The 23,776-nt window shown below is 64.5% G+C and carries 17 protein-coding genes; 9 read left to right on the top strand and 8 right to left on the bottom strand.

The window, feature by feature from the left end; genetic code table 11:
- Positions 1–21: 21 nt before the first annotated feature.
- Positions 22–3,309 carry an EAL domain-containing protein gene (locus ISS20_RS10410; RefSeq protein WP_291436304.1) on the bottom strand — a complete coding sequence of 1,096 codons (3,288 nt, stop codon included), beginning with the start codon at positions 3,307–3,309 and terminating at the stop codon, positions 22–24.
- Positions 3,310–3,619: 310 nt separating this feature from the next.
- On the opposite strand from ISS20_RS10410, the gene rpsU reads away from it, so the two are divergent.
- The 3 genes from rpsU (at position 3,620) to ISS20_RS10395 (ending at position 7,168) form a co-directional block, all read left to right on the top strand.
- Positions 3,620–3,832 carry a 30S ribosomal protein S21 gene (gene rpsU, locus ISS20_RS10405; protein ID WP_007833691.1) on the top strand — a complete coding sequence of 71 codons (213 nt, stop codon included), beginning with the start codon at positions 3,620–3,622 and terminating at the stop codon, positions 3,830–3,832.
- Between the two features lie 221 nt (positions 3,833–4,053).
- The gene (locus ISS20_RS10400; RefSeq protein WP_291436302.1) at positions 4,054–4,500 is read left to right on the top strand and encodes a GatB/YqeY domain-containing protein; all 447 of its coding nucleotides are present in this window, start codon (positions 4,054–4,056) and stop codon (positions 4,498–4,500) included.
- 430 nt (positions 4,501–4,930) lie between these two features.
- Positions 4,931–7,168 (top strand): diguanylate cyclase, encoded by a 2,238-nt coding sequence (locus ISS20_RS10395; RefSeq protein WP_291436300.1) that lies wholly within the window; start codon positions 4,931–4,933, stop codon positions 7,166–7,168.
- A 61-nt stretch (positions 7,169–7,229) separates the two neighbouring features.
- On the opposite strand, the gene ISS20_RS10390 is transcribed toward ISS20_RS10395, so the two are convergent.
- On the bottom strand, positions 7,230–8,168 hold the full coding sequence (locus tag ISS20_RS10390; RefSeq protein ID WP_291436299.1) for a LysR substrate-binding domain-containing protein: 939 nt from the start codon (positions 8,166–8,168) through the stop codon (positions 7,230–7,232).
- Positions 8,169–8,291: 123 nt separating this feature from the next.
- Between ISS20_RS10390 and ISS20_RS10385 the strand changes: the two genes are divergently transcribed.
- Entirely contained in the window at positions 8,292–9,392 is a 1,101-nt protein-coding gene (locus ISS20_RS10385) for a tartrate dehydrogenase (RefSeq protein ID WP_291436298.1), read from the top strand.
- Between the two features lie 357 nt (positions 9,393–9,749).
- Positions 9,750–10,646, top strand: coding sequence for a LysR family transcriptional regulator (locus tag ISS20_RS10380; protein ID WP_291436296.1), 897 nt, complete (start codon positions 9,750–9,752; stop codon positions 10,644–10,646).
- 160 nt (positions 10,647–10,806) lie between these two features.
- Here ISS20_RS10380 and pmbA read toward each other — a convergent pair whose 3' ends face one another.
- Positions 10,807–12,249, bottom strand: a complete 1,443-nt coding sequence (gene pmbA / locus ISS20_RS10375; RefSeq protein WP_291436294.1) for a metalloprotease PmbA — start codon at positions 12,247–12,249, stop codon at positions 10,807–10,809.
- 66 nt (positions 12,250–12,315) lie between these two features.
- Here pmbA and yjgA point away from each other — a divergent pair, with 66 nt between their 5' ends.
- The 3 genes from yjgA (at position 12,316) to ISS20_RS10360 (ending at position 14,700) form a co-directional block, all read left to right on the top strand.
- The gene (yjgA, locus tag ISS20_RS10370; RefSeq protein WP_291436292.1) at positions 12,316–12,987 is read left to right on the top strand and encodes a ribosome biogenesis factor YjgA; all 672 of its coding nucleotides are present in this window, start codon (positions 12,316–12,318) and stop codon (positions 12,985–12,987) included.
- Positions 12,980–13,579 carry a molybdopterin adenylyltransferase gene (gene mog / locus ISS20_RS10365; RefSeq protein WP_291436291.1) on the top strand — a complete coding sequence of 200 codons (600 nt, stop codon included), beginning with the start codon at positions 12,980–12,982 and terminating at the stop codon, positions 13,577–13,579. Before yjgA ends, mog begins: the two co-directional genes overlap by 8 nt.
- Positions 13,580–13,644: 65 nt before the next feature.
- Positions 13,645–14,700, top strand: a complete 1,056-nt coding sequence (locus ISS20_RS10360) for a hypothetical protein (RefSeq protein ID WP_291436289.1) — start codon at positions 13,645–13,647, stop codon at positions 14,698–14,700.
- Between the two features lie 32 nt (positions 14,701–14,732).
- On the opposite strand, the gene cysE is transcribed toward ISS20_RS10360, so the two are convergent.
- Together cysE and ISS20_RS10350 are read right to left on the bottom strand one after the other, a co-directional pair.
- The gene (gene cysE / locus ISS20_RS10355) at positions 14,733–15,515 is read right to left on the bottom strand and encodes a serine O-acetyltransferase (RefSeq protein ID WP_056058188.1); all 783 of its coding nucleotides are present in this window, start codon (positions 15,513–15,515) and stop codon (positions 14,733–14,735) included.
- A 36-nt stretch (positions 15,516–15,551) separates the two neighbouring features.
- Positions 15,552–16,364 (bottom strand): RNA methyltransferase, encoded by an 813-nt coding sequence (locus tag ISS20_RS10350; RefSeq protein ID WP_291436286.1) that lies wholly within the window; start codon positions 16,362–16,364, stop codon positions 15,552–15,554.
- A gap of 175 nt (positions 16,365–16,539) precedes the next feature.
- Between ISS20_RS10350 and ISS20_RS10345 the strand changes: the two genes are divergently transcribed.
- Positions 16,540–17,496, top strand: coding sequence for an inositol monophosphatase family protein (locus tag ISS20_RS10345; RefSeq protein WP_291436284.1), 957 nt, complete (start codon positions 16,540–16,542; stop codon positions 17,494–17,496).
- Between the two features lie 32 nt (positions 17,497–17,528).
- On the opposite strand, the gene ISS20_RS10340 is transcribed toward ISS20_RS10345, so the two are convergent.
- From ISS20_RS10340 to ISS20_RS10330, 3 genes are all read right to left on the bottom strand, one after another.
- Positions 17,529–18,659 (bottom strand): two-component system response regulator, encoded by a 1,131-nt coding sequence (locus ISS20_RS10340; protein ID WP_291436283.1) that lies wholly within the window; start codon positions 18,657–18,659, stop codon positions 17,529–17,531.
- A gap of 24 nt (positions 18,660–18,683) precedes the next feature.
- A complete protein-coding gene (locus ISS20_RS10335; protein WP_291436281.1) occupies positions 18,684–23,552 on the bottom strand; it encodes a PAS domain S-box protein in 4,869 nt (1,622 codons plus the stop codon).
- Between the two features lie 45 nt (positions 23,553–23,597).
- Positions 23,598–23,776: EAL domain-containing protein (locus ISS20_RS10330; protein ID WP_291436318.1), on the bottom strand; the 179-nt coding region annotated here is incomplete at its 5' end.

The raw sequence follows: 23,776 nt of genomic DNA, 5'->3' as shown, positions 1-23,776 counted from the left end.
CACAAGCCGTCATGCAGGCCGTCACGCAAGCTGCGGGGCAGGCTGCGCGACAGACGGCCCCTCGCCACGCTGCACTCCATGGTTCAAACCACGGTGCTGCAGGGCCCATGACAGCAGTTGCTCAGGCGGCAGTGGACGGCTGAAGTGATAGCCCTGCAGCTCCTCGCAGTCCAGCGCGCTTAGCACCTGGGCCGTGGCCAGGTCTTCCACGCCCTCGGCCACGATGCGCAGCCCCAGCGTGTGGCCCAGGGCGATGATGGCGCGTGTGATGGCCATGTCGGCCGGGTTCGTCAACATATCGCACACAAAGGACTTGTCCACCTTGAGCCGGTCGATATCAAAACGCTTGAGGTAGGCCAGACTGGAATACCCGGTGCCAAAGTCGTCGATGGAAAGCTGCACGCCCAGCAGCTTGAGCGCCGCCAGCTGCAGCTCGGATGCATGGGCGTTGTCCATGAGCTGCGACTCGGTGATCTCCAGCTCCAGCCGGTGGGCGGGCATGCCGGTGCGGGCCAGCAGCGCCTCGATGTCGGTCACCAGCGACGGGTCCGACATCTGCGCGGCCGACAGGTTGACCGAGATCGACACCTGGGCCAGCGGATGCGGCGATGCGGCGTCGCCCTGGCCCGCATCCAGCGCCAGGTTTTGCCAGCGCACCCACTGCTCGCAAGCCTGCTGCAACACCCAGTTGCCAATGGCCCGGATCATGCCGGTCTCTTCGGCGATGGGGATGAACTCGCTGGGCGGGATGGAGCCCAGCACCGGGCTGGTCCAGCGCAGCAGCGCCTCCACGCCCAGCAACTGGGCGCCTTTGGCGCTCAGGCGGGGCTGGAAATGCAGGCTCAGTTCCTGGCGCTCCAGTGCGCGGCGCAGTTGCTGCTCCATGGTCTGGCGGGCCACGGCGCGCTGGTCGGTCTCCATCGAATAGAACAGCGCCATGTCGCGGCCGGTGGTCTTGGCCTCGTACATGGCGGCGTCGGCGCGGCGCATCAGCTCGTCGATGTCGCTGCCGTCCTCAGGGTACACGGCAATGCCCACGCTGCAGGACACATTGAGCTCATGCCCTTCCACCGGATGGCTCTGGCGGATCAGCGGGATCAGGCGCCGCTCCACCAGCTGCTGCACATCCTCGCGCCCGGCCACGTCGCGCATCACCACCACAAACTCGTCGCCGCCCAGGCGGCTCACAGTGTCGCGGCTGCGCACGGCCTGTGTGAGACGCGCGGCCACCGAGCGCAGCAGGCCGTCGCCAATGTGGTGTCCCAGCGTGTCGTTGATGGCCTTGAAGCGGTCCAGGTCGATGAACAGCACGGCCACCTTCTCACCCGTGATGGGCGCCTGTGCCAGCGCCATCTGCAGGCGCTGCACGCACAGCGAGCGGTTGGGCAGCTCGGTGAGCACATCGTGGTGCGCCAGGAACTGGATGCGCTCCTCATTGAGTTTGCGGTCGGTGATGTCGATGGCAATGCCGATGTGGTTGGCCACCAGCCCGCCTTTGCTCTCGCGCACGGCCGACACCATGAGCCAGGCCGGATACGTCTCGCCCGAACGGCGCCGGAACCGCACCTCGCCCTGCCACGACTCCTTGTCGATCATGGTGCGGTGGATCTGGGCCGACAGCGGCTCGCCCCCGGCCTCTTCCAGCAAAAAGCCGAGGTCCTCGCCGATGACCTCGTAGAAGTCGTAGTGCGTGCTGCGGCAGAACGCCTTGTTCACGCTGATGATCTGCTGCTCGGCGTTCATGATGATGATGCCCTCGGACGAGGCTTCGAACACCTTGGCCCACAGCTCCAGGCGCTGCTCCATCACCTTGAGCACGTTGATGGGCGTGAACGCCGTGAGCACCGAGTCGCGCCCCTGGAACTGCAGGCGCCGCGCCGACAGCACGGCCCAGGAGGGCTCGGGGCTGCCCTTCCAGCGCACCTCAAACTCGTCCACCGAGCCTTGGTCGGCCAGGCGCTGAAAGAACCGCGCCCGCACGCCCGGCTCCAGCCCCACGGCCCAGGGGTCGGTCTTGCGGCCACCCAGCCAGTGGGCCGCAGGTGCGTTGGAGTGCAGCACCTCATGCTCGGGAACCGAAGTGACCACCATGGGGATGGGGAAGGCCTCCACCAGCTCGCGCTGGGCCTCGGCCGCACGGGCGCTGGCGGCCAGCTCCTGCTGCAGCACGCGGTCGCGATCGAGCTGCGAGAGCATCTCGTTGAACGCGGTGACCAGGCGGCCGATCTCGTCGCGGCTGACCCAGTGCGCGCGCAGCGTGTGGTCCCCGCTTTTGCGCACCTCGTCGGCCACGCGGGCCAGTTGCTGCAGCGGCTTGGCGATCTGGCGCGCGACCAGGGTGACGAGCGAAAGGATGCAGCCCAGCAGCACCAGCGCCGTGCCCAAGTGCAGCCACATGCGAGCAAACAGGCTGTCTGCGCGCTGGTTCAGCAAACGCTCCAGGTCCACAATGCCCGCCGACCACGCATCGCGCAACGCGCCCAGCACCTGGGCTTCCTGCACGCCCACCTGCGCCACCGTCAGGCGCGACTCGCCCGAAGCAATGCCTTGCAGCAAGGACTGAAAGCCCTCCTGCGCCGCCTTGAGCGCCTCGCGCTGGCGCACCAGCGCAGCCCGCATCTCGGGCGATCCCGCAATGAAGGCCTGGTTGTAGTCCGACTCGATGCCCAGCATCACCGCATCCAGCCGTCCCACCAGCGTCAGCAGCTCGGACGACCACTGCGGCCCGCGCCGCGACGGCGCCGCGTTCAAAAAACTGACGGTGTCATGCACTGCCTGCAGGAGCTCGGGAAACCGCAGCACCACCAGCGACATGACGTAGTAACTGTCCAGGTCCGGGTCCAGGATCAGGTTGGACTGGTTGCCCACCGTGGTGAGCAGCTCGCGCCCCTCGCGCAGAAACTGGCTGCGCAGCCGGGTGAGCGCCTGCGGATCGGCGGCTGGAACGCCCCCTTGGGGCTGGCCCGCCAGCTGCTGCAGCGCCACGCCAAACCGCTGCCCCACCTCGGCCGTGTGCAGTTGTTCGTCGTGGGCCGCACGCACCGCGTCCAGCCGGGTCAGTACATCGGCCACCAGCGGAGGCTGCTGCGAAGCATCCAGGAACTGCCCCATCAGCCCATCACGCACCACGGCCGCATAGGTCGTGCCCACCACTTCCTTGCGCGTGAAGTCGATCGCCAGGTATTTTTCGTGGATCAGGATGCTGGAGACGTAGATCACCGCCGTCAGGTCCAGCAGATAAATGAGCATGAGCTTGCGGCCCACACTGAGCCGGCCCAGCCAGCCCGATACGCGGTGCATGAATGCCATGGTGTCTGCGGCAGGACTGCCCGGGCGGATGGCCAGGGCTCCCCACCGGTGAATAGGAGTGTTACAACATGAAGCAACTTCCACGCCATTGCGGTGCGGCGTGCCCGAAAGAAGCCCACCGGTTGCCCCGGCGGCGAGCAGACCGGGCGACCCTTGCGCCATGACTGCAGATAAAGGCTATAATCTCCGGCTTTGCTGGCAATGCCCCGTCGGCCAAATACTAGTTACAGACGGGGAAACCGCTTTGTACGGACTTGAGGCCCGATCTCCCCAAGCCCCTCTGCAAGCACCATTTGGAAAACATTAGCTAATGACTACGATCCGCGTAAAAGAAAACGAACCCTTTGACGTTGCACTGCGCCGCTTCAAGCGCACCATTGAAAAGCTCGGCCTGCTGACCGACCTGCGCGCCCGTGAGTTCTACGAAAAGCCCACCGCCGAGCGCAAGCGCAAGAAGGCTGCAGCCGTGAAGCGTCACTACAAGCGCGTTCGCAGCATGCAACTGCCCAAGAAGCTGTACTAAGTACCGCTTTGGCACCGTCCTGATACGGAGTGCCGACAAACCCGCGCTAGGGACGCCAAGCGCGGGTTTTTGTTTTTTCGGGTTTGCAAAAAGCCCCTCTGGCGTCGTTGTAGCGCCTTGCCGTAGCGAGACTACTGTCTGCGGCACTATGCCTAGCCAGAGGGGCTTTTTGCAAACCCTAAGTCCCTGCCTGACCAACACAAAGACAAAGGAAAAGCCTCATGAGCCTCAAGGACCAGATCACCGAAGACATGAAGACCGCCATGCGCGCCAAGGACAGCGAGCGCCTGGGCACCATCCGCCTGCTGCAGGCTGCGATGAAGCAAAAGGAAGTGGACGAGCGCATCGTGCTGGACGACGCAGCCGTGGTGGCCATCGTGGACAAGCTCATCAAGCAGCGCAAAGACTCGATCACCGCCTTTGAAGGCGCGGGCCGCCAGGACCTGGCCGACAAGGAAAAGGCCGAGATGGCTGTGCTGCAGGCCTATCTGCCCGAGCGCATGTCGGCTGAAGAAACGCTGGCCGCCGTTAAAGCCATCGTGGCTGAGCTGGGCGCCGCAGGCCCCGGCGACATGGGCAAGGTGATGGGCGTGGTCAAAACCCGCCTGGCCGGCAAGGCCGACATGGGCCAGGTGTCGGCTGCGGTGAAGGCAGCGCTGACGGGCTGACTGCTGCGCACCCCGCCCCTGCACCGCGAGGTGCCAAACCCGATCATCGCAAACACTTGCAAGCCGTTATCATTTTGATAGCTGCTAGCGCTTATTGAATAAGCGCTAGCAGCTATTTTTGTTTGCCAATGCGACTGACAGCGGATCCGCCACTGGATTTTGGCGTTGGCCAGCATGTCACGGGATCGTGAAGAAAACGGTCATGGAGCCGCGCTGCACAACAGGCCGGTGCTTGGCATGCTCGGGACTGATTTTTTGCCACACGCCCCCTCTGGTCGAGCACGGAAGATCAGCCGTGCACGGGCCAAAGACCCATGCGAGCCCACAGTCCTGTGCAACACATGCCTTCCAGCCGGTGCAGGTACTGCCAGCCGCCTGCCACCATCACTTACCATCTGTAACACACAGCCTGATCGAGAAACTCACCTGCATGCGCCCCGGCAATCCCCTTGTTGTTACGCTCAAAGCGATGGTTGCCGTGTTCATATCGGCGGCCGGTGCCATGGCCTGGGCCAACCCGACCAGCCCCGCGATGGAGTTCACCGCAGCAGAAAAGGCCTATATCGCCAAGGCAGGCGTCATCAAAATGTGCGTAGACCCGGACTGGGCACCTTTTGAGCGCATCAACCCGCAAGGAAAGCACGAAGGCATTGCGGCCGACCTGGTGCAACTGGTCGCCCAGCGCGTAGGGCTGCAAATTGAACTCCTGCCCGTCAAGGACTGGGACGAAAGCTTGGCCGCATCCAAGGCCGGGCGCTGCCAGGTCATGAGCTTTCTCAACCAATCGCCCGACCGCGATAAGTGGTTGATATTTACCTCTCCGATTTTTTCTGACCCCAACGTCATCATCACCCGGGAGGAACACAACTTTGTGGGTGACCTCAAAGGTCTGAAAGGTGAAAGTGTCGCCCTGCCGCGGGGCACCATGGTCGAGGAGCGCGTGCGCCGTGACTTTCCCAATTTGAGGGTGGTGCTGACCGCCAGCGAACCAGAATCCATGAATCTGGTCTCCGAGCGCCAGGCCGACCTGACCATCCGCTCGCTGATTGTGGCTGCCCACGCGATCAAAACGGAGGGTCTGTTCAATCTGAAAATTTCCGGCCAGATTCCCGAATACACCAACCAGTTGCGCATGGGTGTTTTGAAGGACGAACCGATACTGCGTTCGATTTTGGACAAAGGCGTCAAGACCATCACGCCACAGGAGCGCCAAGCCATCGCCAACCAGCATGTGGCCATCAATGTTCAAGAAGGCATTGACTGGGCCCGCATCTACGTGTTGTTGGCCTTGCTGGCACTGGCGATTTTGGTCGCGCTGTACGTTATCCGCAGCAATCGCCAACTCCAGGCAGCCCTGGCAGCAAGCCATGAGGCACGCAACGCCTTGCGACTGTCCGAGGAGCGCCACCGCTTTCTGGCCGACAACGCGTCAGATGTCATCTGGACCATGGATTTGAACGGGCGCAACACATACGTGAGCCCTTCCGTGGAGCGGCTAAGGGGCTACACCGTGTTCGAAGCCATGCAGCAGACCATTCACGAAGCGCTCACGCCGACCAGCGCGAAAATCGCCCAAGCAGGTCTGGATCGAGCCCTGGAGGCGGTCCGCGCCAAAAAGCAGGTCCCGGATTTTCGGGCAGAGCTGGAACAGCCTTGCAAAAACGGGGGCACGGTTTGGACGGAGGTCAGGTTCTCCGGCATCCACAACGAGGCTGGCGAGTTTGTCAATTTTCTGGGCGTGACGCGCGATATTTCCGAGCGCAAGCGCGCCGAGTTGGACTTGCACATTGCCGCCATCGTCTTTGAATCGCAAGACGGCATGATCGTGACCGATGCCCAAAAGAACATCCTGCGCGTGAACCATGCCTTTAGCCAAATTTCTGGCTATGCGGCAGCCGAGGTGATTGGCAAGACCTCGCACATGCTGCGATCAGACCGTCATACCCCCGATTTTTATGCTGCCATGTGGGCATCAATTCAAACGGCAGGCATGTGGCATGGCGAGCTTTGGAGCCAACGCAAAGACGGCGAGGTGTACCCAGAGCAAATCACCATCACTGCCGTCAAAGGCAGCACGGGACAGGTCACCCATTACGTTGCGGTGCTGCGTGACATCACGGATCGAAAGCGCTTGGAGAGAGAAGTAACGCAATTGGCGTTCTTCGACACCTTGACCCAGTTGCCCAACCGTCGGCTGTTCAACGACCGCTTGAGTCAGTCCTTGAAGCGCGCCGAGCGCGACCAACTTTCCCTGGCCTTGATGTTCATCGATCTGGACAAGTTCAAGCCCATCAATGACACCCATGGGCATGAAGCGGGTGACTTTGTGCTGCAAACGGTGGCAAAGCGTATTCAGGGTTGCCTGCGGGCCTCCGACACGGCAGCCCGCGTGGGCGGGGACGAGTTTCTGGTGCTCTTGCCAGATCTTCTGGACAGCGACGATGCGGTGGCCGTGGCTGAGAAAATCCGCCTGGCGCTTGAGCAGCCATGTATTGCGCCCAGCGGGGTGACGCTGCTGGTATCTGCAAGTATTGGTATTGCCATCTACCCAGAACATGCCCAGAGCGAGCAAGAATTGTTGCGCCTGGGTGACGTCGCCATGTATGAAGCCAAGAATGCGGGGGGCAATTTGGTGAAACTCCATCTGCACCAGCAGGCTTGCGCCTGAACTACACCCGGCACCCTTTACGCAGACACCGGCGGGACAAGCGCCTGCCGCTATTGCTGTCTCAACCCACGCTGCTTTGGACCGGGTCGGCGCCCGCCGCCATCCATCCGTCGCAGAAATGCGCCTGCAAAAACTCCACGCACACCCGCACCTTGGCCGACCGCTCCAGCCGCGTAGGGTACACGGCCCACACGTTGGCCTCTTGCTGCCACTGCGGCAGCACCTGCACCAGGCGCCCGGCCTGCAGGTGTGCGCCCACATCCCACAGCGAGCGCAGCACGATGCCGCGGCCATGGACCGCCCACTGCACGGCCATCTCGCCGTTGTTGGCCGACAGCGGTCCGCGCACCTTCACCGACTCTTCCTGTGCGGCGCAGCGCAAGCGCCACACGCCAAACGGGTGGTCGCGCTCCTTGATCACCAGGCAGTCGTGCGCGGCCAGGTCGGCCACCGTGCGCGGAGTGCCCTTGCGCTGCAGGTAAGCGGGCGCTGCGCAGAGCACGCGGTGGTTGTCGGCCAGACGGCGTGCAATCAGGTGTGGCGCAATCTCGTCGCCCACGCGCACATCCAAATCGAACCCTTCGCCCGCCACGTCCACCAGCCGGTCAAACACCTCCAGCCGCACCTGCAGCCCCGGGTGTTGCTCCACCAGACGCGACAGCGCAGGCGCCACGATCTGCCGCCCAAAGCCGAAGCTGCTGCTCACGCGCAGCAGCCCGCGCGGCTCGCTGCGCGTGATGGTCACCTCCTGCATCAGCTGCTCCATGTCGTCCAGGATACGCTGCGCCCAGTGAAAGACGCGCTCGCCCTCCTCCGTCACCGCCACCCGGCGGGTGGTGCGGTGCAAGAGCCTGACCTGCAGGTCCTGCTCCAGCAGGCGGATGCGTTTGCTCACATAAGCGGGGGACGCGCCCAGCTCGGTGGCGGCGCCGCCAAAGCTCGCCTTGCGCACGACAGCCGTGAACACACGCAGGTCTTCGGCCGCAGGATTTTTATGCACGAAGTGTGAAAGATAAGGCCACAGTTGTTAGATTGTAGTTTTTGGTGGCGCTAGGAACAATGCATCCCACAACGCTGGCCGCCCCCACGGCAGCCTCCTTCCACCGCCACCAAGGACCGCTTCATGACCGCCGCCGCCCCCAAAACCTATCGCATCGCCCTCATTGCCGGAGACGGCATCGGCAAGGAGGTGATGCCCGAGGGCCTGCGCGTGGTGCAGGCCGCCGCAGCGCGCTTTGGCATTACGCTGGAAACCACCACCATCGACTGGGCCAGCTGCGACTACTACGCCGCCCACGGAAAGATGATGCCCGACGACTGGAAGGCGCAACTGTCGGGCATGGACGCTATCTTCTTCGGCGCCGTGGGCTGGCCCGCCACCGTGCCCGACCATGTGTCCCTCTGGGGCTCTTTGCTCAAGTTCCGCCGCGAGTTCGACCAGTACATCAACCTGCGCCCCGTGCGCCTGTTTGAAGGCGTGCCCTGCCCGCTGGCGGGCCGCCAACCCGGTGACATCGACTACTACGTGGTGCGTGAGAACACCGAGGGCGAATACACGTCACTGGGCGGCATCATGTACGAGGGCACCGACCGCGAGATCGTGATCCAGGAGTCGGTCTACTCGCGCAAGGGCACGGACCGCCTGCTGCGCTTCGCCTTCGACCTGGCCCAGAGCCGCCCGCGCAAGCACGTGACCCTGGCCACCAAGAGCAACGGCATCGCCATCAGCATGCCGTGGTGGGACCAGCGTGCCGACGACGTCGCCAAAGACTACCCCGAGGTAACGCTGGACAAGCAGCACATCGACATCCTGACCGCCCGCTTTGTGCTGCAGCCAGGCCGCTTTGACGTGGTGGCCGCCACCAACCTGTTCGGCGACATCTTGAGCGACCTGGGCCCGGCCACCACCGGCACCATCGGCCTGGCCCCCTCGGCCAACCTCAACCCCGAGCGCCACTTCCCCAGCCTGTTCGAGCCTGTGCACGGCTCGGCGCCGGACATCTATGGCAGAAACATCGCCAACCCGATTGCGATGATCTGGTCGGGCGCGCTGATGCTGGACTTCCTCACGCAGGGCCGGGGAGCGGGGCGGCAGGCGCATGACGCCATCGTCACGGCCATCGAAGAGGTCATCAAGAGCGGGCCGTGCACGCCGGACCTGGGCGGCACGGCCAGCACCACCCAGGTGGGCGAGGCGATTGCGGCGCGGGTGGCAGCCGCTTGATCGATCTTGCTCAGCGCTCCTGATTCAATAGCTGCTAGCGCCTGTCAGAAAGGCGCTAGAGGCCAATCTCACCAAATTGGCTCTCAGCCACCGCCTGGCGGGACCTTGAAATGTTCGGTGATCCGGTGCTCGGCGCGCTCCGCCGCAGCGGCAATCTGCGCCGAACCGCTCCGTACCCGCACCCAACACCACCGCAACACGCCAGCGAGTGCGAGCCCTGCGTTTCGCGCCGCAGCGTGGGCAGGGACAGACGGATGGATGGCGCGACGGTAGGAGTGTTTCATAGCGCAGCGATCCTCGCGCCGGGCTTACCATCTGTAAAGTTGAATTCAATAACGATTCACTTCATAAAAGCTGATGCGTAACCTCAACCTCGACCAGTTGCAGACCCTGATTGCCATCGCCGATCTGGGCACCTTTGCCGCTGCCGCACAGGCGCTGCACCTGGCACCGCCCACGGTCAGCATGCACATCAAGGAACTGGAATCGCGCCTGGACGCCGAACTGGTAATGCGCGGCCGCCGCCAGGCCGACCTGACGCCTGCGGGCGAAGTGTTGGTGCGCGAGGGCCGCCAGCTGCTGCTGGCCAGCGACGACCTGGTGGAACGCGTGCGCCGCCGTGCATCAGGCCGCGAAGGCGTGGTGAGGTTGGGCGTGTCGGCAGGGGTCAGTACCCACTTGCTGCCGCGCATGCTCGAGGCCCTGGCGGCCCGCAGCCCGGGCGTGGAGATCCGGCTGGAAGCCGTGGGCTCGGCCGACGCCATGCAGAGGCTCAAGGGCGGCACGCTGGACATCGCCATTGTCGCCAGCCCCCAGCCACCGTTGCCCGAGGTACGGCAAACGCCCTGGCGCAACGACGCCATGGTGGCCCTGCTGCCTGCCGCCTGGGACGCACCCGAACGGGTCGGCCCCGACTGGCTGGCCAGCCGCCGCTGGGCATCGTTTGCGCCCGCGACGCAAATGCACGGGCTGATTGCCAACTGGTTTGGCCAGGCGGGCCACCACCCGCGCCCCTTTCTGGCCCTGAGCTACCCCGGCGCGCTCAAGAGCCTGGCGTTGGCCAGCCAGTGCGCCGCACTGCTGCCGATGGAGGAGGTGGAGGACCTGCAGGGCACGCCCGGTGTTCAGATCCGTCCCTTGCAGCCCCCACTCATGCGCCCCATGGCCGTGGCACACCGCCACCAGCCAACGCCCTCGCCTGCCGTGAAGGGCGTGCTGCAACTGCTGGCCGAATTTGCAGACTTCGCGGAGTGATGGCTGGACTTACCGACCGCCATCACGCTAGCGGCAAGCCCAGAGAGCCTGAAATCACAAAGGCCCTCGCCATGGCGAGGGCCTTTGTGAGAGACAGAGGACGAAAGTCCCACGATGCACACCAGCGGGCTGCCCCCACGGCATGCCGTATCCGTGAGCGTCAGCTCCCCGCCACCTTCATGCGGTTGACCAGAATGGATCCCACCGTCTTGGCCCCGTAGTTGTAGGCATCGGCGCCCACGGCCTCGATGCCCTTTAGCATGTCCTTGAGGTTGCCCGCGATGGTGATCTCGTGCACGGGATAGGCGATCTTGCCGTTCTCGACCCAGAAGCCACTCGCTCCACGCGAGTAGTCGCCGGTGACGTAGTTCACGCCCTGGCCCATCAGCTCCACCACAAACAGGCCCGTACCCAGCTTTTGCAGCATGGCGTCCAGGTCGTCGCTGGTCTGCGTGAGGCGCGATGTCATCACCAGGTTGTGCGAGCCACCCGCATTGCCCGTGGTCTTCATACCCAGCTTGCGGGCCGAATAGCTGGACAGGAAGTAGCCCTCGACGCGCCCTCCTTTGACTACCTTGCGGGGCGCCACGCGCACACCCTCTTCATCGAACGGCGAGCTGCCCTTGCCGCGCAGGATGAAAGGGTCTTCCAGAACGTCGATGTGCTTGGGGAACACCATCTTGCCCAGCGAGTCGAGCAAGAAGCTGCTCTTGCGGTACAGCGAGCCGCCACTGATGGCCTGCACAAAACCGCCCAGCAGGCCTGCGGCCAGGGTCGATTCGAACAGCACCGGGCATTGCGTGGTGGGAATCTTGCGCGACCCGAGGCGGCTCAGAGCGCGCTGCGCAGCGTAGCGGCCGACGGCCTCTGGCGAGGCCAGCTCGGCGGCATCGCGCATGGAGCTGTACCAGGCATCGCGCTGCATCTCGGCGTTCTTACCGGGCAACGAAGCAATAGGAGCGACCGAAAAGCTGTGGCGCGAGCTGGCATAGCCGCCGCGAAAGCCGCGCGTGTGAGCGCTGAAAAAGTGGCTTTGCTGGGCCGACACGCCAGCACCTTCGCTGTTGGTGATGCGGCGATGGGTCTTGAATGCCGCGGCCTCGCAGGCCTTGGCCAGCTCTGCGGCTTCTTCGCTGGTGATGGCCCAGGGGTGGAAGAGCTGCAGGTCGCGGTGCGTATCCTGGGGCGCGATATCGTCGGCGTCGGGCAGGCCGGCTACAGGGTCTTCGGCCGTGAAGCGGGCGATGTCATAGGCTGCCTGCACGGTCTGCTCGATAGCCCTGTCAGAGAAGTCCGAGGTGCTGGCATTGCCCCGGCGGTGGCCGATATAGACCGTCACGCCCAAGGATTTGTCGCGGTTGCGCTCCACGTTCTCCAGCTCGCCCTTGCGCACGCTGACTGACAGGCCACAGCCCTCGGACGCCTCGGCGCCCGCGTCGGTGGCGCCGAGCTTTTTGGCATGGGCCAGGGCGCGGTCCACCAGGTCTTCAAAAAACGGGCGGCTGTAGCTGAAGCCGCTGTCAGGGGTGCGGGAGGTGGCAGCTGCGGGCACAGCAGCCAGCGCGCCGGAGGTGCGCGGGGCGCGGTTGGAGGGTTTGTTCATAGCGGCAGCTATGATACTTGCCGCTGTGGCGCGCTCTGCGCCACTTGTTTTTTGCCCCCACCACCCATGTCACGCAAACCCAAAAAAGGCTACTTTGTGCGAGGCCAGTTCGTTGCCGAAGGCAGCGAACTGGACATTCAGCTCAAGGCCGAACTCAAAGGCACGCCCGATGCCAGCCGCACCGACCTCAAACGCGAGAGCGACGAACTGCAGGACCTGGGCAAGGAGCTTTTGAACCTGCGCGCCGACCTGTTCGACGCCGTGGGCCTGCCCGACAAACTGGTGGAGGCGCTGGCCGAGGCCAAGCGCATCACCAACTTTGAAGGCAAGCGCCGCCAGATGCAGTATGTGGGCAAGCTCATGCGCAAGCTCGAACCCGAGCTGGTGCAGGCCGCCCGTCAGGCCCTGGAGGAGCAGCACAAGGGCTCGGCCACCGAAAAGCTGCGGCTGCACCTGGCCGAGCAATGGCGCGACCGCCTGATCGCCGACGACGATGCACTGGCCCCCTGGATGGCCGAGCATCCCGACACCGACACCCAGCAGCTGCGCGCGCTGATCCGCCAGGCCCGCAAGGATGCGCAGCCTGCGGGCAAGGAGGCCAACGTCCAGGTCTCGCAAGGCCTGGCGCCCCGCAAGGGCCGTGCATACCGCGAGCTGTTCCAGCTGGTGCGCGAGCACCTGGGCGGCACCGGCACGGCAGATGCCAGCGACACCGACGAGGACAACGACGATGAGTGAAGCCGTCCACGACGCCGTCAAGATCGGCATCGTCTCCATCAGCGACCGCGCCAGCAGCGGCGTCTATGAAGACAAGGGCCTGCCTGCCTTGCAGGACTGGCTGACGCGCGCGCTGTACAACCCCATCACCTTCGAGTCGCGCCTGATCCCCGACGAGCAAGCCGGCATCAGCGCCGCGCTGATCGAACTGGTCAACGCGGGCTGCAGCCTGGTGTTGACGACTGGCGGCACCGGCCCTGCGCTGCGCGACGTAACGCCCGAGGCCACACTGGCCGTGGCGCACAAGGAGATGCCGGGCTTTGGCGAGCAGATGCGCCAGATCAGCCTGAAGTTCGTGCCCACCGCCATCCTGTCGCGCCAGGTCGCTGTGATCCGAGACCAGAGCCTGATCATTAATCTGCCTGGTCAGCCGAAGGCGATTGCCGAAACGCTGGAGGGGCTGAAGGACGCCAACGGCCAGCAGATCGTGCCGGGCATCTTCGCCGCCGTGCCTTACTGCGTAGACCTGATCGGTGGGCCGTACCTGGAAACGCGGGATGAGGTCTGCAAGGCGTTCCGGCCCAAGAACGCTGTCCGGGCCAAGACCGCCTGAACCGCCTGCAGGCCAGCGCTGGCCCACGGGCGGAAGCTCCCCCCCCATCGCCCATCACACAGACGATGAAGTACCTTGCCTTCGCCCTCCCCCATCTACTGATAGTCGCCCTGGCCTTGTGGATGTATGTGCGCATACGCGCCATGAAACAGCGCCAGGATGCTTTGGTGAAGGACCTCAAGGGCAGGCACTACTGGCGCATCAACCTGGCCCGCCCCACATTTTTTGGACGCTGGATGCGGCTTATGGCTTTCGAAGCCAAGGGCGTGCTGATCGACGATGGAGAGGCATTTCGCATCCGGGGGCACTGGGCAAAGACGGGCAAGGCGTTCGAGTCGGTGGTGCCCAAATCGGGGCTGCAGGTCGAGTGGCTGGGCAACCAATCCATCAAGACGGGCAACATCCACTGGGCTCGGCTGGACACGCCCAGAGGCCAGGTGCTGTTCACTGCCGATACCGGCTGGAGCGCCGGGCCGTCGCGCGAGGCCTTGTGCGACATCTTCCGCTCGGCGTTCCCCGACTATCCGCTGGACGAAGAGAACACACACGATTTCGCACTGGAGAAGAACCCTCGCAGCCTGGGCGCGACGGTGCTGTTCCTGGGCCTGATGCTGTTTGCGCTGCTCGACAGCTTTGTGTTCTCCGGCTACGAGCTGACGGATGCGCAGCTCTTCAGCATCCTGCGCTCGCCCCTGACATGGCTGGTGGCGTCGGTGGGCATCGCAGCGTTGGTGGCGCTGTGCTACCGGTTCTTCGCTGCAGGGCGCATCCCCTCGCGCGAATCGATGGCGCTGGCCCTGATGCTGGGCGCCGTATCGGCCGGGGCTGCCCTGCCCGTGCTCAAGCGGGTAGACCAAATGCTGGCAGGCTCGGTGTCAGAAGACCACGCGTACCGCCTGTCGGGCACCTATCGGCTGGAGCCTATCGACACCACGCAGGGCCTGCCGCCACTGAAGTTTCCGCGCATGCGGGACTATTGGGAGCAATGGCCCGATGGCAGCGAACACCGCATTCCGCTGATGCACGGACCGCTGGGGCTGTGGCAACTGGACCACGCAAAGTTTGATCCGCCCATCGTGGCTTTCTACGAAAAGAAGAGCAGCAAGCCTGCCAAGCACTGAGCCCGCAGTGCCCAGACGCAACGGCAGGAAGCCTACTTGCCGACCAGCTCGTTGAGCTTGCCCGCCTCGAACTGCTCCTTGATCGCCGCGTCACAGGGCACGCAGTCCTTGGCCTGCAGGTTGGCGGCCGAGAGCTTTTCGATCGCCTGCCACAAGAGCGCGATCTGGTGCTCTTGTGACGAGGCGTTGTCGATCAACCCGCGCATGGCCTGCGAGAGCGGGTCGTCCTCCTGCGTGATGCCGTAGGCGGTGAATTTGCGCGATGGCTGGGGCTCGGTCACGTCGGCGCTCTGGCCTTCCTTGGACGGGATGATGCGTGCCGGGATGCCCACGGCCGTGGCGCCAGCGGGCACGGGTTTGATGACCACGGCATTGCTGCCGATCTTGGCGCCGTCGCCCACTTCAAAGCCGCCCAGCACCTTGGCGCCAGCACTCACCACCACATCTTTGCCCAGCGTGGGGTGGCGCTTGGTGCCCTTGTAGAGCGAGGTGCCGCCCAGGGTCACGCCCTGGTAGATGGTGCAGCCATCGCCGATCTCGGCGGTTTCGCCCACCACCACGCCCATGGCGTGGTCGAAGAACACACGCTCCCCGATCTTGGCGCCGGGATGAATTTCGATGCCGGTAAACCAGCGCGCAAAGTGCGAGATGAAGCGCCCCAGCCACTTCAGGCCGTGGTGCCAGCACCAGTGCGCGGGGCGGTGCAGCCAGATCGCATGCAGGCCCGGATAACAGGTGATCACCTCCCACGTGCTGCGCGCGGCAGGATCGCGGTCGAGGATGCACTGGATATCGGAGCGCAAGCGGGCGAGCATTGGTTGTTATGGTTATTTGTAAATTGGCCGCACAGTCTATCGTTTTGGCCCGCTCGCCTCGAGCATGGCTTTGGCGACACCTCTCAAGATGTGGATTTCCTCGGGGCTGAGCTGCGCGCGGTTGAAAAGCTGGTTAAGGCGGGGCATGAGCTTCTTGGGCGCGGCCGGGTCCAGGAAACCGATGGATGTGAGCGCCTGCTCCCAATGGCCCAGCATGCCCGCCACCTGGGCAGCGTCGGCCAGCGCACGCGGCGGGGTGGCGTCCTGCACCGCAAAGCCGCCCAGCGCTTGGCGCCACTCGTAGGCGATCACCTGGATGGCCGCACCCAGGTTGAGCGAGCCGAAGCCGGGGTTGGTGGGAATCGACAGCGCCACGTGGCAGCGGTACACATCCTCGTTGGTCATGCCAAACCGCTCGGAGCCAAAGAGAAAGGCCACACCGGCCTGCGGGGCCGCACTCGGGTCTGCAGCGGTGTCGTCGGCTGCGTTTTGAGGGGGTTTGGCCTCTTGCGCTAGTACTTCATGCCTGAGTAGCTCACTTTTTAATAGCGATTCAAAGTGCGCACGCGGCGCTGCTGTGGGGGGGCCAAAATCGCGTGGGGTCATGGCCGTGGCGCACAGGTGGCTGATACCGTTGAGCGCCTCGTCCAGCGTGGCGACGATGCGTGCGTTGTTCAGTACATCGAGGGCGCCGCTGGCGCGCTGGATGGTTTCCTCGCGCCTGAGCACGTTAGCCCAGCGGGGAGCGACCAGCACCAGGTCGTCAAATCCCATGGTTTTCATGGCACGGGCGGCGGCGCCCACATTGCCGGCGTGGCTGGTGTTGATCAGGACAAAACGGGTCTTCATGGACAGGCGGAGCGAGAGGGGGAAAGCGGCCGGTTAGGCAAAAAAGGGCACTGCGGGTAAAATCCTGCCCTCTATTGTCGCCGCCCGCATCGCCGGGACGGGCCTGACATCCCCGCTCATCCTGTACGCAGACGCCCGCGCCATCTTGGCCGCGCGCTGCCAACCACCACAATTTATGTCGTCCAATCTGCACCCCATGCTCAACGTGGCCATCAAGGCCGCACGCGCCGCCGGCGCCATCATCAACCGCGCGGCCCTGGACGTGGAATCGGTGCGGATCTCGCAAAAGCAGATCAACGACTTTGTGACCGAGGTGGATCACGCCTCCGAAAAGATCATCATCGAGACGCTGCTGACGGCCTACCCCGGCCACGGCATCCTGGCCGAAGAGTCGGGCAAGGAATACGGCGCCAAGGATTCGGAATTTGTCTGGATCATCGACCCGCTGGACGGCACCACCAACTTCATCCACGGCTTTCCCGTGTATTGCGTCAGCATCGCGCTGGCCGTCAAGGGCAAGGTCGAGCAGGCCGTCGTGTACGACCCCACCCGCAACGACCTGTTCACCGCCACCAAGGGCCGTGGCGCCTACCTGAACGAGCGCCGCATTCGCGTGAGCAAGCGCACCCAGCTCAAGGACTGCCTGATCTCCACCGGCTTCCCCTTCCGCCCGGGCGACAACTTCAAGAGCTACCTGAACATGATGGCCGACGTGATGCAGCGCACCGCCGGCCTGCGCCGCCCCGGCGCCGCTGCGCTGGATCTGGCCTACGTGGCTGCGGGCTTTACCGATGGCTTCTTTGAAACCGGCCTGTCGATCTGGGACGTGGCAGCGGGCTCGCTGCTGGTGACCGAGGCCGGTGGTCTGGTGGGCAACTTCACGGGCGAGGCCGATTTTCTGGAGCAGCGCGAGTGCCTGGCCGGCAACCCCCGCATCTACGGCCAACTGGTGCCCATCCTGGGCAAGTACAGCAAGTTTGCAAGCGCTGGCGACAAGGCGGCCGTGCGCCAGGCGGCGACTCCCGACACGCCCGAAGCCAACAACATTCCAGAGACAGAAGGCGCTGCGGACGCTGCTGAGTCGGTGGCCCCCGAAGCAGACGCCGCCAAGGGCGAAGACGCGCCGTTCTGATCTTCCGTGCCCTCGCCCTTTGGGGCGAGGCGCTAGGCAGGGTCTGGATATTTCTGCGCGATGCTGCGGAAGTCTTCCGCAATGTCCACAAACGCGTCCACCATGTCGGGGTCAAAATGTGTGCCCTTGCCCCGCACGATGGTGTTGCAGGCCTGGTCGTGCGAAAACGCGGGCTTGTACACACGTCTGCTGATCAGCGCGTCGTACACATCGGCCACCGCCATCAGGCGCGCAGACACCGGGATGGCGTCGCCCGCCAGGCCCTGCGGGTAGCCGGAGCCGTCCCACTTTTCCTGGTGGCTGTAAGCGATCTCCTTGGACACGCTCAAGAACGCCACGCGCATGCCCAGGCGTCGCTCGGCCTCGTCAATGGCGTTGCGGCCCAGCGTGGTATGGGTCTTCATGACCTCGAACTCCTCCACCGTGAGCTTGCCCGGTTTGAGCAGGATGCTGTCTGGGATGCCGATCTTGCCGATGTCGTGCAACGGGGCCGACTTGTAGAGCAACTCGATCATGCGGTCGTTGAGCACATGCTCAAAACGCGGATGGTGACGCAGCCGCTCGGCCAGGGTCTTCACATACAGCTGGGTGCGGCGGATGTGGTTGCCGGTTTCGTTATCGCGTGTTTCAGCCAATGAGGTCATGGCCATGATGGTCACATCCTGAATGGCCTGCACCTCCAGCGTGCGCATGGCGACCTCGCGCTCCAGATAAGCGCTTTTGTCGCGCAAGAAGTCCGCTGTGGCCTTGAGTGCCAGGTGCGTGTTGACGCGCGCCAGCAGAATGGGTGGGCTGATGGGTTTGGTGATGTAGTCCACGGCGCCCAGCGCCAGTCCCATGCGCTCATCGTCGGTGTCGGAACGCGCTGTGAGAAAAATCACCGGGATGTCGCGCGTGGCGGGCGCCTCCTTGAGGCGACGACAGACCTCGTAGCCATCCACCTCGGGCATCATGATGTCCAGCAGGATCAGGTCAGGCGGCGTGGCCGACTGCGCGATCTTGAGCGCCTTCTCGCCGTGGTTGGCCACCTTCACCAGGTAATGCTCGCGCAGCAGGCTGCCCATGAGGGTGAGGTTCTCGGGCGTGTCGTCCACCACGAGCACGGTGGCAATCGGCTTGTCTACCAGGGTCGCCGGGCTGGAGGCAAAAGGCGCGTTGTCCATGCAAATGTCCTGCGTGAGTGCCGTTCAGGGGGTTTCGAGGGCCGGTGGTTCGGAGCCTGGCACCGCAGCCATGGCCTCCAGCGCCTGCTCGAAATCGAAATTCAGGGTGTGCTTTTCGACGGTCTGGAAGACGCTGCCCAGCGCCGCCTTGAGTACCACGCCATTGTGTTGGAAAAATTCAGTGGCTGCAGGATCGTCCTGCTCCAGCAGCTGGCGCAAACACTGCTCGGCTTCGGCTGGCGTAGCGCCATGCCCCAGCGCCACTGCGGCCGTCGCCAGCCCTGGCGCAGGTGTTGCACGCGCCTGCACGGCTTGCAGCACCCAGTCCTGCAGGCCTTGCAGCAATGGCTGCAGCGCGGCCCGCAACTCGGCCAGCAACGACACGATGGCCTCGTTGCCATGGCGAAAGCGCAGTGCATGCTCCAGCGCCTGGGCACGGTCCGACACGGCCTGCGCGCCAATGTTGGCTGCCACTGACCGCAGCGTGTGGGCCAGGCGTTCGGCCAGTGCGACATCGTGCACCGCCAGCGCGCGCTGCAGCTCTGCGAGAACCGGAGCCTGCCCTTGCACAAAGCGGCGCAGCATCTCCGCGTACAAGCCCGGCTTGCCCAGCGCACGCTGAAGACCCAGCTGGGTGTCCAGCCCCGGCAGGTCAGGAGCGTCCACCGATGGCCATCCCGCCACCTTCGCGCTGGCGACTGCCGCAGATGCCACCGCATGGGCTGCGCTGCTGCGAGCGGGAGCAGCCCCTGCACCCAAGCTCTGGCGAGGACGGATCCAGCGGGCCAACGCGGCCCAGAGTGCCGCGGGCTCTATGGGCTTGGCGACATGGTCGTTCATGCCAGCTGCAAAGCAGCGCTGGCGATCAGCCTCCATGGCGTTGGCTGTCATCGCAATGATGGGCAACTGCGCATGGCGTGGGTTGCCACGCAGCAGGCGGGTGGCGGTCTCGCCGTCCATAGTGGGCATCTGCATGTCCATGAGCACGGCGTCGTAGTGCTTGCGCTCGATGCGATCGATGGCGATCTGCCCGTTCTCGGCCACATCCACGGCAAAGCCCGCATCCAGCAGCAGCTCCATGGCCACCATCTGGTTGAGTTCGTTGTCCTCGACCAGCAGCACACTGGCGCCCCGGATGTCCAGGGGTAGCTCATCGGCAGCCGGCGCAGGAGCGACGGTGCAACGCCCAGCCGTGCCCGTCCCCTCCAGCGGTTGCATCAGCGTATCGAACAGCAGCGAAGCATTGACGGGCTTGATGAGCACGGTTTCGATGCCCTGAGCACGGGCGGCCCGCATCACGTCCTCGCGGCCGTAGGCCGTGACCATGAGCATCTGCGGCACCTTGGGCATGCCCAGGCTGCGGATGTGGCCTGCCAGTTCCACGCCGTCCATGCCCGGCATGTGCCAGTCCAGCAGCAACAGACCGAACGGCTGTTGCTGAGCGATGGACTCGCGCAGCCGGTTCAACGCCTCCAGGCCCGAATGGGCCTGCTCCACCACAAACCCCATCGCCAGGAGCATGTCGGACAGCACGGTGGCAGCGGTATGGTTGTCGTCCACCACCAGCACTCTGGTGCCGCGCAGGTCGGGCGGCGGCAGCAGAACCCGTGCCGGAGCGCCACGCTCCAAAGGCACCGACACCCAGAAAGTGGAGCCTTTGCCGAAACTGCTCTCCACGCCCACTTCTCCGCCCATCAGCTCCGCCAGGCTCTTGCAGATCGCCAGGCCCAGGCCTGTGCCGCCGTAGCGGCGAGTGGTCGAAGTATCCGCCTGCTGGAAGCTCTGGAACAGGCGCCCCATCTGCTCCTCGGTCAGCCCGATGCCGGTGTCGCGCACCTCGAAACGCAGCCGGACCTGGTTCCCCGCAGCCTCCAGCAGCCGCACGGCAATGCTGATCTCGCCGGATTCGGTGAACTTGATGGCGTTGTTGGCGTAGTTGATGAGGATCTGACCCAGGCGCAGCGCGTCGCCCACGAGGTTGGGAGGTACGTCGCCGGCCACATCGCAGACCAGCTCCAGCCCCTTGGCACCGGCCTTGTAGCCCACCACGTCGGACACGCTCTCGAGCATGCGGTCCAGCAAGAAAGGCTGGCGCTCCACCACCAACTTGCCCGCCTCGATCTTGGAGAAGTCCAGGATGTCGTTGATGACACCCAGCAGGTGCTGGCCCGCCTGCTGGATCTTGCTCACGTAATCGTGCTGGCGCGGGGACAGGCCCGATTTGAGCGCCAGGTGAGACATGCCGATGATCGCGTTCATGGGCGTGCGGATCTCATGGCTCATGTTGGCCAGGAAGTTGGACTTGAGCGCTGTGGACTCCTCGGCCAACTCCTTGGCGCGGCGCAGCTCCTGCTCAGCACGCTGGCGGTCGGTGATGTCCACAAACGTGCCGATGGTGCCACCCGCCGTGCCATCGGGGCGCGCAAAGCCATGCAGCCAGAACAGGGTGTGGTGCAGTTCCCCGTCGGCGTAAGGCAGATCAACCTCGCGGTGCACCGAACGCTCGCCGTCCATGGCTTGTACCGCATCCTGCTCAAAGCGCGTGCGAATCTCCTGCGGCAGATACTCCAGGTCCATCACCGTCTTGCCGATCAGCGCTTCGCGCGAGACGCCAAAGGCCTGCTCGTAAGCGCGGTTCACACCGATATAGCGGCCATCCGCGCCCTTGTAGAACAGGGGCACCGGAATGGCGTCAATCAACGCCTGCTGAAAATCGAGCTGTCCGGCCACCTGCTCCTCCAGGAGCTTCTGGTCGTGGATGTCCACATTGACGCCCACCACCCGCACTGGCTGGCCCTGGGTGTTGCGGAAGATGCGTGCGGCCTCCAGGAACCAGCGCACCTCTCCGTCGGGGCGCACGATGCGCCAGGAGTCACGCAGGTAGTCCTCGGTGCCTGCAAGGCAGCTATCGAAATAAGCACTTGCCTGGTCGCGGTCGTCCGGATGCAGACAGCTGAGCCAGTAGTCGCGCGTCTGCGGCTGCGTGCCTGGGGGCAGGCCCATCATCTGCGCCAGCTTGTCCGACCAGAGGATTTCGCCGGTGACCAGGTTCAGATCGAACACCCCGATCTTGCCGGCCTCCTGTGCGAGCTCCAAGCGCTCCTGGGCCTGCTGGATCACGCGCTCGGCACGCCGCTGCTCACTGACATCTTCAATGACCCAGATCGAGGCGGTGCCAAAGTCGTCCATCTTGACGCTGCGACCCGCCAGGCGCGCCTCGAACTGGCTGCCATCGAGCCGGTAGAGAGTGGCGGTCTCGCGCAAGGCCTGACCCGATGCCAGTGCGGGCGTGACACGGGCGGTGAACAGGTCGGCATGGCCCGTTCCGCCGAACAGCACCGACACTCCAAGGCCCAAAAGCTGCGAGGCCGTGCCGCCCATGAGGTCCAAAAACGCCGGGTTGAACTGGCGGAACTGCCCATCGCACACCAGCACGATGGGCGGTGCGTTGTCAAAGATGGCCGTCTGCTGCTCCAGCAGTTCGTTGAGCAGGCGCTCGCGGCGCTCCAGCTCCTTTTGTGCCTGGATGCGTTCAGACACGTCCTCGTGCAGGCCCACAATGCCGATGCGCTTGCCGCGCCCGTCAAACACGGGAGACAACGTGGCCTCGTCGTGGTAGGTACTCCCGTCCTTGCGCCGGTTGACGAACTGGCCCCGCCAGGATTTTCCCGACAGCAGCGCAGACCACATCAGCTGGTAAGTCTGCGCAGGCGTCTGCCCGCTGGCCACCAGCGAAGGCTTTTTGCCGCGCACCTCGTCCAGCGAATAGCCCGTGTTGCGCTCATACTGGGGATTGACCCAATCGATACGGCCGTCGCCGTCGGTGATGACCACCGACACCGGGCTGCTCTCCAGCGCCGCACCCAGCACCCGAAACCGTTCCAGTGCACTGGCCACGCGGGCCCGGCTGCGCAGCAAGTCCAGCAGCAGCAGGCCCAGCAGACAAAGCAACACAAAGGCCACGGCACCGATGCGCGCTCGCTGCGCCGACGACATCAGGGCGCTGATGTCGTCCAGCGCCACCAGTTGCCACTCGCCTGTGGGGTCGTGCCAGTCAATGGCCCGGCGCTCGACGGCGTGGGTGACGCCGTTGATCTGGACCTCACCGGTATCGGCCGCAAAAGGCAACGCCGAAGCCACGCCGTTGTCGAAGTGGCGGCCGAACTGGAGCGTGGCGCGGATGGCATCGATGCGCGCCTGCGTGAGCGGTGGCGCCACTGCAAACTGCCACTCGGGCCGGGTGGCGGCAAATGCCACGCCCTGCGGCGACAGCAGCACCATGGGCAGACCCGCGCGCTTGAGCAGCAGGTCCACCGGCTCAAAACCCACCTTGAACATCACCACACCAATGATGTTGCTCGATGGCGTGTCGCTTTCGTACAGGGGCGCTGCGTAGTAAAGCCCACGCTCCTGGGTGTTGCTGCCAATAGCGGCATACACGCTGTTGGCGCCCTGGATGGCCTGCTGGAAGTACGGGCGGAATGCAAGGTTCAGCCCCGTGGATCGTTCGCCAGGCGTCTCGTGCGCTACCACGGTGCCATCGGCCGACATCACATACACGCCTTGCACCAGAAAGCGCCCGCGCGCCACGGCAAGGCGGGACAGCGCCTCCGGGTGGTCAGGGGGCAAACGGCCCAGCGCCATGTCCTTGAGCAGCGGCTCGCTCAGGCCCATCAGCGATACCGCTCCCAGCATGGAGCCACCGGTGGTCTGGGCTTGCAGGGTGTCTGCCGTCTGGTGCAACAAACGTGAACGCTCGATCGCCCGCTCGCCAGCGCGCCAGTGCTGTGCAACCTGCACCACCAGCACTGCGCCCATCAATGCCAGGGCCACTGCCAGCAGCAGGCCACGAATGCCAGGGGCCTTACGGTCCAGAAGCTTGTCAAACCACATGCCTACGTCCTTGCCACGCAGGCCAACGACCCCGTGGACTCGCCGTCAACCTGCGGGATACAGCAATGCATCGATAGCCTCCGCCGGCCCGGGCCTTCCAAACAGATACCCCTGGAACCCCTCACACCCATGCAGCCTCAGGAACGACAACTGCCCCGTCGTCTCCACCCCCTCCGCCACCACCTCCAGGTCCAGGCTCTTGGCCAGCGCCAGGATCGTCCTGA

Source organism: Acidovorax sp. (genome assembly GCF_016783915.1).
Lineage (GTDB): Bacteria > Pseudomonadota > Gammaproteobacteria > Burkholderiales > Burkholderiaceae_C > Acidovorax.
Note: the sequence above shows the minus strand (reverse complement) of the source record. Positions and strands in the feature narration are given on the sequence as shown.